Raw genomic sequence first — 13,531 nt, forward strand, 5'->3', positions numbered from 1 at the left:
ACGGCACATCCGCCCCACCGGCCACCGCCGCCGGAACCACCGACCACTCGACACCGAACAACGGAGGACGGGAAGTCCCCAGCTGCTCCGCCGAGACCGGACGGCTGAGCATCGCGCCCACGGACAGCACGGGCTGTCCGGCCGTGTCCGCCATCTGCAGGGACAGGCCCTCGTCGCCGACACGGGTCAGACGCACCCGGACCTCGGACGCGCCCACCGCGTGCAACACCACGTCGTTCCAGGCGAAGGGAACGACGGTGTCGTCCCTGTCGCCCTCCAGCAGCCCCGCATGCAGGGAGGCATCCAGCAGCGCGGGGTGCAGGCCGAACCGGCCCGCCGCCTCGCGCTCCTTCTCGGGGAGCGCGACCTCGGCGAACAGCTCCTCACCACGCCGCCACACCGCCCGCAACCCACGGAACACCGGCCCGTAGCCGAACCCGGCTTCCGCGAACCGCTCGTAGGCGCCTTCGACCGGGACGACCTCCGCGTCCGCGGGCGGCCAGGCCACCGCGTCGAACACGGCCGCGGCCACTGCGTCGGGGCGCAGCACACCGTGGGCGTGCCGGATCCACATCCCGTCGCCGGTTCCTTCGGTGCACGAGTACACACCGACCGTGCGACGGCCGGTCTCCTCCGGCTCCGACACCCGCACCTGTAGCTGTACGCCGCCCTGCTCGGGGAGGGAGAGCGGTGCGGTGAGGTTCAGTTCCTCCAGGACCTCACAGCCGACCTCGGCGCCTCCCCGCAGAGCGAGTTCGAGCAGTCCGGTGCCGGGCACCAGTACCGCGCCCTTCACGGTGTGGTCGGCCAGCCACGGGTGGGTCTGGCGGGAGAGGCGGCCGGTCAGTACCGTCCCGTCCTCGTCGGCCAGGCCCACGCACGCGCTCAGCATCGGGTGCTCGGCCGCGCCGAGCCCCGCGAACCTCACGTCACCCGCTCGCAGCACCACCCTGGCGGGCCAGTAGCACTGCCGCTGGAAGGCGTAGGTGGGCAGCTCGACCGCGCGGGCGCCGGTCCCTGCGAACAGGGCGCTCCAGTCCGTGCTCAGGCCGTCGACGTACAACTCGGCCACGGCGCGGACGACGGTCGCCTCCTCGTCTCGGCCCTTGCGCAGGGCGGCGACGAACAGGGCATCGGGCGCGGCCGATTCCTGGCCCGTGGCCGAGAGCACGCTGTCGGGGCCGAGTTCCAGGAAGCGGGTCACGCCCGCCTCGTCGAGGGCCCGCACACCGTCGGCGAATCGCACCGCGTCGCGGACATGCCGCACCCAGAACTCCGGGTCGCAGACCTGCTCGGCACCCGCCACCATCGGGATCACCGGCGCGGAGAACGACAGACCGGACACCACCGCGCGGAAGTCGTCCAGCATCGGGTCCATCAGCGGCGAGTGGAAGGCGTGCGAGACCCGCAGACGGGTCGTCTTGCGGCCCAACCCCTCGAAGTGGGCGCGTACGGCCTCGACCGCGTTCTCGGCACCCGAGACGACCACGGCCGAGGGACCGTTGACCGCGGCGACCGACACCGACGCGCCCAGCAGCGGCAGGACCTCGTCCTCCGTCGCGGCGACCGCGAGCATCGCACCGCCCTCGGGCAGCGCCTGCATCAGCCGGCCCCGCGCCAACACCAGCGCACACGCGTCGGCGAGCGAGAACACCCCCGCCACATGCGCAGCGGCCACCTCACCGATGGAATGACCGGCCACAAAGTCCGGCCGCACCCCCCACGACTCGACCAGCCGGAACAACGCCACCTCAACGGCGAACAGAGCCGCCTGCGCGAACATCGTCTGGTTCAGCGCCTCCGCGTCCTCACCCCAGACCACCTCCCGCACCGGAACATCCAGCTCCGCACACACCGCGTCGAAGGCTTGCGCGAACACCGGGAAGCGTGCATACAGCTCCCGGCCCATCCCCAGGCGCTGCGAGCCCTGACCGGTGAACAGGAACGCCGTCTTGCCCGACCGCGCCTGCCCCTGGATCACCTCCTCGCCGTTCAGCACCACCGCACGGTGAGCGAAAACGGACCGGTCAAGGGTGGACAGACCTACGTCCACCGGCCGCAACCCCGACTCCTCCACGTACGCACGCAGCCGCGCGACCTGGGCCTGAAGGGCTTCCTCGGTCTTGCCGGACACCAGCCACGGCACCACGCCCGGAACGACCTGCGCGTCCGGGACCACCTCGGCCGGCTCGAACTGCTCCAGCACCACGTGCGCGTTCGTCCCGCTGATACCGAACGAGGACACACCCGCACGCCGCACCCGGCCCGACTCCGGCCAGGCACGCTGCTCCGACAGGAGCTCCACCGCACCCGCCGCCCAGTCCACATGCGAGGACGGAGCATCCACGTGCAGCGTGCGCGGCAGCACACCGTGCCGCATCGCCATGACCATCTTGATCACACCGGCCACGCCGGCGGCCGCCTGCGCGTGCCCGATGTTCGACTTCAGCGACCCCAGCCACAACGGCCGGCCCTCCGGACGGTCCTGGCCGTAGGTCGCGAGCAGGGCCTGCGCCTCGATCGGGTCGCCGAGTGTGGTGCCGGTGCCGTGCGCCTCCACCACGTCCACGTCGGACGTCGAAAGACCACCGCCGGCCAGCGCCTGGCGGATCACCCGCTGCTGCGAAGGACCGTTCGGAGCCGTCAGGCCGTTGCTCGCACCGTCCTGGTTGACCGCCGAGCCCCGCACCACCGCCAGCACGCGGTGACCGTTGCGCACCGCATCCGACAGCCGCTCCAGGACGACCATGCCCACACCCTCGCCCCAGCCGACACCATCGGCCGAATCCGAGAACGACCGGCACCGGCCATCCGACGAAAGGCCGCCCTGACGGGCGAACTCAACGAACGTCGTCGGCGTGGACATCACCGTCACACCACCCGCCACCGCCAGGGAGCACTCCCCCGACCGCAGCGCCTGCGCCGCGAGGTGCATCGCCACCAGCGACGACGAACACGCCGTGTCCACCGTCACCGCCGGGCCCTCCAGGCCCAGCGCGTACGAGACGCGACCCGAGGCGATACTGCCCGCGCTGCCGCTGCCCTGCTGGCCTTCGAACTCACGGCCACCGAGCAGGCTGGCGTAGTCGCTGTACATGACACCGGCGAACACGCCGGTCTGCGAGCCGCGCAGCGACACCGGGTCGATACCCGCCCGCTCGATAGCCTCCCACGACGTCTCCAGCAGCAGCCGCTGCTGGGCATCCGTCGCAAGGGCCTCACGCGGACTCATCCCGAAGAACTCAGGATCGAACTCCGCCGCCTCGTGGAGGAAACCACCCGCCCTTGCGAACGACTCACCCTCCACATCCCAACCACGATCCGCCGGGAAGGAACCAACGGCATCCACACCGTCGGCCACCAGCCGCCACAAGTCCTCCGGCGACGCCACCCCACCCGGATAACGGCACGCCATACCCACGATCACGACCGGGTCGTGAGCCGTCGCGGCCTGCCGCACGACCGCGGGAGCGGACTCGGCTTCTCCCCCGAGGATCTCGTCGCGGACGAATCCGGCGAGCGCGTCCGCCGTCGGGTAGTCGAAGACCACCGTCGCGGGCAGCCGCAGCCCCGTCACCGAACCCATGCGGTTGCGCAGCTCGACCGCCGTCAGGGAGTCGAAGCCCAGGTCCTGGAAGGCCCGTGCCGGATCGACATCGGCCGCGCCTCCGTGCCCGAGCACCCTCGCGACCTCTGTGCGCACCAGGTCGAGCACGGCCTCGTGCCGCTCCGCGGCGGTGAGGGAGGACAGCCTCGTCCGCAGGCCGGCCGCGTCGGCCGACCCCGTACGTATGCTGCGACGCGGCCGGGTCCGGATCAGTCCGCGGAGCAGTGCCGGGACCTCGCCCAGTGCCCGCATCGCGGCCAGGTCGAGGTGGACCGGCAGGATCGCGGGGCGCCCTGCCGAGAGCGCGGCGTCGAAGAGTCCCAGTCCGTCCTCCACGGACAACGGCGGCATGCCCAGCCGGGCGATGCGCTCGACCTCGGCGTCGGTGAGAGAACCCGTCATTCCGCCGGTTCGGGCCCAGGGACCCCAGGCGAGTGAGGAGGCGGGCAGACCCGCGGCCCGCCGGTGCGCGGCCAGGGCGTCCAGGAAGGCGTTGCCTGCGGCGTAGTTCGCCTGCCCGGCGCTGCCGAATGCCGCGGCGACGGAGGAGAACACGACGAACGCCGCAAGCTCGCGCTCCTTCGTGGCCTCGTGCAGGTTCCAGGCCGCGTCCGCCTTCGGCCGCAGCACGGCCGAGAGCCGCTCGCCCGTCAGCGAGCCGATCACACCGTCGTCGATCACGCCGGCGGTGTGGATCACAGCCCGTACGTCGTGCCGGGCGAACAGGTCGTGTACGGCCGCGGGCTCGGCGACGTCGCAGGACTCGACCGCGACCCGCACGTCCTGCCGCTCCAGCTCGGCGACGAGGTCCGTCGCGCCGTCCGCCGCGAGGCCGCTGCGGCTGACGAGGAGCAGGCTGCGCACACCGTGCTCCGCCACCAGGTGGCGGGCCACGGCCCGACCCAGGCCACCCGTGCCACCGGTGATCAGGACGGCGCCGTCACCCGCCCATGCGGGATCGGTCCCCTGTACGGGCTCGACCCGGCCCAGCCGCGCGGCGAGGAACAGGCCGTCCCGTACCAGCAGCTGAGGTTCGTCGAGGGCCAGTACGGACTCCAGCAGACCGGCCGGCTCCTCGCCCTCCACATCTACCAGCACGAACCGGCCCGGCTGTTCCGACTGCGCCGACCGCACCAGACCCCACACCGCGGCCGCGGCCAGGTCCGCACCCGCCACCGCACCGCGCGTCACCAACACCAGCCGCGACGCCTCCGGCAGCTCCTGCACCCACGCCAGCACCCGCGCCGACAGCGCATGCACCGACGCCACGACATCGTCTCCGGAGACACCGTCCAACCGGTGCACCACCACGTCCGGCGACACCGCCACCGGCACCGGCACCGGCACCGGCACCCACTCCACCCCGTACAGCCCGTCGTGCGGCTGCTCGGCGGAGACCGGACGTACCGTGAGCGCCGCCACCGAAGCGACCGGCTCTCCCGCGGTGTCCGCCAGTGCCACCGAGACCGCCCCGTCGGGCGTGCGGGACAGCCGTACCCGCAGAGCCGACGCTCCCGAGGCGTGCAGCGACACGCCGGACCACGAGAAGGGCACGCCTCGGTCTCCGTCACCGAGGAGCACGGCCGCGTGCAGGCCTGCATCGAAAAGTGCAGGGTGCAGGCCGAACCCGGTCAGCTCCGTGTCCTCCGGCAGCGATACCTCGGCGTAGACCTCGTCTCCCTGCCTCCAGGCGGCGCGCAGGCCCTGAAACACCGGCCCGTACGCGAACCCGGCCTCGGTGAACCGCTCGTACACCTCCGACACGTCCAGCGCCTCCGCGCCGGCCGGCGGCCAGGCCGCCGCGTCGAAGGCCGGGTCCGCAGCGGTGGCGGGCGCGAGAACGCCGGTGGCGTGCTGCATCCAGAGGGACTCGTCCGCGCCGTCCGGGCGGGAGTGCACGGTCACCGTCCGGCGGCCGTACTCGTCGAGCGCGCCCACTGTCACCTGCACGCGTACGCCGCCCTCCGGGGGCAGGACGAGCGGCGCGGCGAGCGTCAGCTCCTCCACTGCCGGGCACCCGGCCTCGTCGCCCGCGCGGACGACCATTTCAACCAGGGCCGTGCCCGGGACCAGCACCGCACCCATGACCGTGTGATCCGCGATCCACGAGTGGGTGGCCGCCGACAGCCGTCCGGTGAAGAGGAAGATGTCCGAGTCCGCCAGCTCCACGGCGGCTCCGAGCAACGGGTGCTCGGCCGATTCCAGACCGGCGAGCCGTACGTCCCCACCGCGCGCGAGACCAGTGCTCACGGGCCAGTAACGCCGGTGCTGGAAGGCGTAGGTGGGCAGCTCGACCGCGCGGGCGCCGGTACCGGTGAACAGGGCCGGCCAGTCCGTGGCGGCGCCGCTCACGTGGAGCTCGGCGAGGGCGCGGAGGGCGGAGCTCTCCTCGTCGCGGTTCTTGCGCAGGAGGGGCACGAGGAGGGCGTCTGCGTCCTCCGGCAGGCATGCGGCGGCCATGGCGGACAGGACCCCGTCGGGGCCGAGCTCCAGGAACCGCGTCACGCCCTGCTCGCGCAGGGCCGTCACACCGTCCGCGAAACGTACCGCGTCGCGGACATGCCGCACCCAGAACTCCGGGTCGCAGACCTGCTCGGCACCCGCCACCATCGGGATCACCGGCGCGGAGAACGACAGACCGGACACCACCGCACGGAAGTCGTCCAGCATCGGGTCCATCAGCGGCGAGTGGAAGGCGTGCGAGACCCGCAGACGGGTCGTCTTGCGCCCCAGCCCCTCGAAGTGGGCGCGGACAGACTCCACCGCGTCCTCGGCACCCGATACGACCACGGCCGAGGGACCGTTGACCGCGGCGACCGACACCGACTCGCCCAACAGGGGAAGGACTTCCTCCTCCGTCGTCTGGACGGCGAGCATCGCGCCGCCCTCCGGCAGCGCCTGCATCAGCCGGCCGCGCGCCGAGACCAGCGCACACGCGTCGGCGAGCGAGAACACCCCCGCCACATGCGCCGCAGCCACCTCACCGATCGAATGACCGGCCACGAAATCGGGCGTGACACCCCAGGACTCGACCAGCCGGAAGAGCGCCACTTCCACGGCGAACAGAGCCGCCTGCGCGAACATCGTCTGGTTCAGCGCCTCCGCGTCCTCACCCCAGACCACCTCCTGCACCGGAACATCCAGCTCCGCGCACACCGCGTCGAAGGCCTGAGCAAACACGGGGAAGCGCGCATACAGCTCCCGGCCCATGCCGAGCCGCTGCGAGCCCTGACCCGTAAACAGGAACGCCGTCTTACCCGACCGCGCCCGCCCCTGGATCACCTCATCGCCGTTCAGCACCACCGCACGGTGAGCGAAGACCGACCGGTCAAGGGTGGACAGACCCACGTCCACCGGCCGCAGCCCCGACTCCTCCACGTACGCACGCAGCCGCGCCACCTGGGCCTCAAGCGCGTCCTCCGTCTTGCCGGACACCAGCCACGGCACCACACCCGGAACGAGCTGCGCGTCCGCCGCCTCCACCTCGGCCGGCTCGAACTGCTCCAGCACCACGTGCGCGTTCGTCCCGCTGATACCGAACGAGGACACACCCGCACGCCGCACCCGGCCCGACTCCGGCCAGGCGGTCCCGTCGGTCACCAGCTCCACCGCTCCCGCGCTCCAGTCCACATGCGTGGACGGTGCGTCGACGTTGAGCGTCTTGGGCACGATGCCATGTCGCATCGCCATGACCATCTTGATGACACCGGCCACGCCGGCGGCCGCCTGCGCGTGCCCGATGTTGGACTTCACCGAGCCGAGCAGCAGCGGGCGCTCGGCGTCGCGGTCCCGGCCGTAGGTCGCGAGCAGGGCCTGCGCCTCGATGGGGTCGCCGAGCGTGGTGCCGGTGCCGTGCGCCTCCACCACGTCCACGTCGGACGTCGACAGACCACCGCCGGCCAGCGCCTGGCGGATCACCCGCTGCTGCGAAGGACCGTTCGGAGCCGTCAGGCCGTTGCTCGCACCGTCCTGGTTGACCGCCGAGCCCCGCACCACCGCCAGCACGCGGTGACCGTTGCGCACCGCGTCCGACAGCCGCTCCAGGACGACCATGCCCACACCCTCGCCCCAGCCGACACCGTCGGCCGAATCCGAGAACGACCGGCACCGGCCATCCGACGAGAGACCACCCTGACGGGCGAACTCAACGAACGTCGTCGGCGTGGACATCACCGTCACACCACCCGCCACCGCCAGGGAGCACTCCCCCGACCGCAGCGCCTGGGCGGCCCAGTGGAGGGCCACCAGGGAGGACGAGCAGGCCGTGTCCACGGTCACCGCGGGGCCTTCGAAGCCGAACGTGTACGACACGCGGCCGGAAGCGATGCTGGGTGCGCTGCCGTTGCCTCGGAACCCGTCGAACCGCCTGCCGTCCAGCAGGGTTCGGTAGTCCGTGTACATGACACCGGCGAAGACGCCGGTCTGCGAGCCCCGCAGCGACACCGGGTCGATACCCGCCCGCTCGATCGCCTCCCACGACGTCTCCAGCAGCAGCCGCTGCTGGGCATCCGTCGCGAGCGCCTCACGCGGACTCATCCCGAAGAACTCAGGATCGAACTCCGCCGCCTCGTGGAGGAAACCACCCGCCCTCGCGAACGACTCGCCCTCCACATCCCAACCACGGTCCGCCGGGAAGGAACCAACGGCATCCACACCATCGGCCACCAACCGCCACAAGTCCTCCGGCGACGCCACCCCACCCGGATAACGGCACGCCATGCCCACGATCACGACCGGGTCGTCCTCGTCCGCCGCGACCCGCGTCGGCAGCAGTGCGGCCGCATCGGCCGTGTCGCCGCCGAACAGCTCGTCGAGCAGGAAGCCGACCAGTGCGTCGGCCGTCGGGTGGTCGAAGACCAGAGTCGCCGGAAGCCGCAGCCCTGTTGCCTTGCCCAGCCGGTTGCGCAGTTCGACGGCCATCAGGGAGTCGAAGCCGAGGTCCTGGAAGGCCCGCGCCGGTTCGACGGCGGTGGTGTCGGTGTGCCCCAGGGCGAGGGCGATGTGTCCGCGTACGAGGTCGAGGAGCACCTCGCGCCGCTCGTCGGCCCCGAGGGCGGAGAGGGTGCGCAGAATGCCCGCCGTGGCGGGTGAATCGGATGCGCCCTCGGCCGCCGAACGCCGGCTCCGGGTGCGGGTCCGGACCAGCCCGCGGAGCAGGGAGGGGATGCCGTCCTGCGCCCGCAGGGCCGTGAAGTCGAAACGTACGGGGGCGAGCAGCGCCGCGTCCGACTGAAGCGCGGCGTCGAAGAGTTCGGCGCCTTGTTCCGGGGTGAGTTCCGGCATGCCGGTGCGGGAGATGCGCCGGAGGTCGGCTTCGGACAGGGTGCCGGTCATCCCTCCGTCCTGGGTCCACGGGCCCCAGGCCAGTGAGGTGCCGGGCAGTCCGGCGGCTCGCCGGTGCGCCGCCAGGGCGTCCAGGAAGGCGTTCCCTGCGGCGTAGTTGGCCTGGCCGGGCCCGCCGAAGAGTCCGGAGACGGAGGAGAACAGGACGAACGCGGCGAGATCCAGCTCGCGCGTGGCCTCGTGGAGGTTCCATGCGGCGTCCGCCTTGGGGCGCAGGACCGCCGACAGCCGCTCGGGCGTCAGCGCCTCGACCACGCCGTCGTCGATCACCCCCGCCGTGTGGACCACGGCGCGTACCGCGTGACGGGACAGCAGCCCGGTCAACGCTGTCGCATCGGCGACATCGCAGGCCTCGACGACGGCTGCGGCGCCCAGCTCGGCCAGTTCCGCGACCAGCTCGGCGGAGCCTTCGGCGGCGGGGCCGCTCCGGCTGACCAGGAGGAGGCTGCGCACCGCGTGCTCGACCACCAGGTGCCGGGCGATCACCCGGCCCAGGCCACCGGTACCTCCGGTGACCAGGACCGTGCCCTCACCGGCCCACTCCGGAGCCGTTTCCCGAAGCGTGCCGGCCCGTGTCAGCCGGGCGGCCAGCACCTTGCCGTCGCGGACGAGCACCTGGGGCTCGTCCACGGCCAGCACGGTCTCCAGGAGTCCGGTCTCGGGCTCCTGCCCGGCCAGGTCCACCAGCACGAACCGGCCCGGGTGCTCCGACTGCGCCGAACGCACCAGACCCCAGACCGCAGCCGCGGCCAGGTCCTCGCCGGACGTCGCGCCGCGGGTGACGAACACCAGCCGGGCGTCGGCGGACCGCTCCTCCGCCAGCCATTCCTGCACCAGGGACAGCGCCCGCGCCGACAGCGCGTGCGCCGACCGCACCACGTCCGCGTCGTCCTCGTCGCCCGAGAACCGCGCCATGACCGTGTCCGGGGCGACCCGCACCGGCTCCGCCGTCCGGACCGGCGTCCACTCCACGCCGTACACCACGTCCGGGTCCGCCGTACGGGCGGAATCGACCGGACGCAGCACCAGCGATTCCACCGATGCCACCGGATCGCCGGCCGTGTCGGCCACGGCCACGGTGAGCGCCTCCTCCCGGGTCCGGGTGACCCGCACCCGGACCGACGAAGCACCGGAGGCGTGGAGTGACACGCCTTCCCAGGCGAACGGCACGACGCCCTGCGGAACCCCGTTGAACGCGGTGACGTGCAGCGCGGCGTCGAGCAGTGCGGGGTGCAGGCCGTAGGAGCCGCCGTCGACGCCCTCGGGAAGGGCGACTTCGGCGTACACGTCCTCGCCGCGCTGCCAGGCGGCCCGCAGGCCCTGGAAGACCGGGCCGTAGTCGAATCCGGCCTCGGACATGCGCTCGTAGAGGCCCGTCAGGTCGACGGGCTCGGCGCCGGCCGGGGGCCACGCAGCGCCCGGGGCGTCGAGGGCGACGGTCCGCTCGCCGGTCGTCAGTACGCCCGTCGCGTGCTGGAGCCACGCCTGGTCTTCGGCGCCCTCACGGCGGGAGCGGATGGTCACCGCACGGCGGCCGTTGACGTCGGCGGCGGCCACCCGCAGGTGCAGTTGTACGCCGCCCTCCTCGGGGAGGGCGAGCGGAGCGGCGAGGGTCAGTTCCTCGACGGTGCCGCAGCCCACCTCGTCGCCCGCGCGGATGGCGAGCTCCAGGAAGGCGGTCCCGGGCAGGAGGGCCGAGCCGCGGACGACGTGGTCGGCGAGCCAGGGGTGGGACTGGAGGGAGAGGCGGGACGTGAACAGCATGCCTTCGGCGTCGGACAGTTCGACGGAGGCGCTGAGGAGGGGGTGTCCGGCCGCGTCGAAACCGGCGGCCTCGACATCACCGGCCGGTTCCGCACCGGGCGTCGGCCAGTAGCGCTGATGCTGGAAGGCGTAGGTCGGAAGGTCGATGAGTCGGGCGCCCGTACCGCTGAGCACCGCCGTCCAGTCGACGGCCGCACCGTCGACGAACATGCGGGCCGCGGCCGTCAGCGCGGCCGCCTCCTCGTCGACGCCCTTGCGCAGGAGGGGAGCGAGAACGGCGTCTCCGTCCTCCGGCAGGCATGCGGCGGCCATGGCGGACAGGACCCCGTCGGGGCCGAGCTCCAGGAACCGCGTCACGCCCTGCTCGCGCAGGGCCGTCACACCGTCCGCGAAACGCACCGCGTCGCGGACATGCCGCACCCAGAACTCCGGGTCGCAGACCTGCTCGGCACCCGCCACCATCGGGATCACCGGCGCGGAGAACGACAGACCGGACACCACCGCACGGAACCCGTCCAGCATCGGATCCATCAGCGGCGAGTGGAAGGCGTGCGAGACCCGCAGACGGGTCGTCTTGCGCCCGAGCCCCTCGAAGTGGGCTCGGACAGACTCCACCGCGTCCTCGGCACCCGAGACGACCACGGCCGAGGGACCGTTGACCGCGGCGACCGACACCGACGCGCCCAACAGCGGCAGGACCTCGTCCTCCGTCGCGGCGACCGCGAGCATCGCACCGCCCTCCGGCAGCGCCTGCATCAGCCGACCCCGCGCCGACACCAGCGCACACGCGTCGGCGAGCGAGAACACCCCCGCCACATGAGCAGCGGCCACCTCACCGATCGAGTGACCGGCCACAAAGTCCGGCCGCACCCCCCACGACTCGACCAGCCGGAACAACGCCACCTCGACCGCGAACAGAGCCGCCTGCGCGAACATCGTCTGGTTCAGCGCCTCCGCGTCCTCACCCCAGACCACCTCCCGCACCGGAACATCCAGCTCCGCACACACCGCGTCGAAAGCCTGAGCGAACACCGGGAAGCGGGCATACAGCTCCCGGCCCATCCCCAGCCGCTGCGAGCCCTGACCCGTGAACAGGAACGCCGTCTTGCCGCTCCGCGCCACGCCCTCCGCCACCGGCTGCGTGCCGCCCAGCAGCACCGCGCGGTGACCGAGGGCGGACCGGCCGGCCGCCAGGGTCAGGGCGACGTCGAGCGGGCGAGGCCCGTGCTGCTCCACGTACGCGTGCAGGCGCGCGGTCTGGTCCCGCAGCGCCTGTTCCGTGCGGCCGGTCAGGACCCACGGCAGCGCTCCCGGCGCCGCCGCGAGCCCGTCCGTCCCGGCCTCCGGCTCCGCCGGGGCCTGTTCGGCCTGTTCCAGCACGACGTGGGCGTTGGTGCCGCTGATGCCGAAGGCGGAGACCGCCGAGCGGCGCGGGCGGCCGGTGGCGGGCCAGTCGGTGCGCTCGGTGAGGAGTTCGACGGCGCCCGCGCTCCAGTCCACGTGGGAGGTCGGCTGGTCCACGTGCAGGGTCCGGGGCAGGACGCCGTGCCGCATCGCCATGACCATCTTGATGACGCCGGCGACTCCGGCCGCGGCCTGTGCGTGCCCGATGTTCGACTTGATGCCGCCGAGCAGCAGCGGCCGGTCCGCCGGCCTGCCCCGGCCGTAGGTGGCGAGCAGGGCCTGGGCCTCGATCGGGTCGCCGAGCGTGGTGCCGGTGCCGTGGGCCTCGACGGCGTCGACCTGGTCGGCGGCCAGCTGTGCGTTGGCGAGGGCCGCCTGGATGACGCGCTGCTGGGAGGGGCCGTGCGGGGCGGTGAGGCGGCTGCTGGCGCCGTCCTGGTTGACGGCCGTGCCCCGGACGACGGCAAGGACCCGGTGGCCGTTGCGGCGGGCGTCCGACAGGCGTTCCACGAGGAGGACGCCGACGCCCTCGGCCCATCCGGTGCCGTCGGCGGCCTCGGCGAAGGGCTTGCAGCGGCCGTCGGCGGCGAGACCGCGCTGGCGGGAGAACTCGGTGAAGAGGCGGGGGGTCGGCATGATCGCGACGCCGCCGGCCAGGGCCATGGTGCATTCGCCGGCCCGCAGGGCGCGTACGGCCAGGTGCAGGGCGACCAGGGAGGAGGAGCAGGCGGTGTCGACGGTGACGGCCGGGCCCTCCAGGCCAAACGTGTAGGAGATCCGGCCGGAGAGGACGCTGACCGCTCCGCCCGTCAGCAGGTGCCCTTCGGTTTCGGCGGTCTGCCTGGCGAGGGAGCCGTAGTCGGTGTCGGCGCCGCCGATGAAGACGCCGGTCTCGGTGCCTCGCAGGGCGGCGGGGCTGATCCGGGCGTGTTCGACGGCTTCCCAGGCGGTTTCCAGCAGCAGCCGCTGCTGTGGATCCATGGCGAGGGCCTCGCGGGGGGCGATGCCGAAGAGGTCGGCGTCGAACTCGGCGGCGGTGTCGAGGAAGCCGCCGTGGCGTACGTAGCTCTTCCCCGGGGTGCCGGGGGTGGGGTCGTAGAGCGCTGCGGTGTCCCACCCGCGGTCTTCCGGCAGGTCGCCGACGGCGTCGGTGCCGTCGGCGACCATCCGCCACAGGTCCTCGGGGGAACGGACTCCGCCGGGGAACCGGCAGGCCATGCCCACGATGGCGATCGGCTCGTTGTCCCTGGCCTCGACGGACTCCAGCCTCTGCTTGGTGCGCCGCAGGTCTGCGGTGACCTTCTTGAGGTAGTCGCGGAGCTTGTCTTCCGAAGAGGGGCCGGCCTTGGGTGCCATGGGTGGGAAAACCTCGCAGTCGGGAAAGGGTGGTACGCGTGGTGCGGTGATCGGCCT

At 72.7% G+C, this 13,531-nt stretch carries 1 protein-coding gene (cut by a window edge); it reads right to left on the reverse strand.

Going from position 1 to position 13,531, the window contains the following annotated elements; all coding sequences use genetic code 11:
- On the reverse strand, positions 1-13,474 hold the 5' portion of the coding sequence (locus tag ACZ462_RS05140) for an SDR family NAD(P)-dependent oxidoreductase (RefSeq protein ID WP_467802808.1). Its footprint begins 17,378 nt before the window's first position; the window shows 13,474 of its 30,852 coding nt (coding positions 1-13,474); it begins with the start codon at positions 13,472-13,474; the stop codon falls past the left edge of the window.
- Positions 13,475-13,531 lie beyond the last annotated feature (57 nt).

This window comes from Streptomyces sp. NPDC031121, from assembly GCF_055570615.1.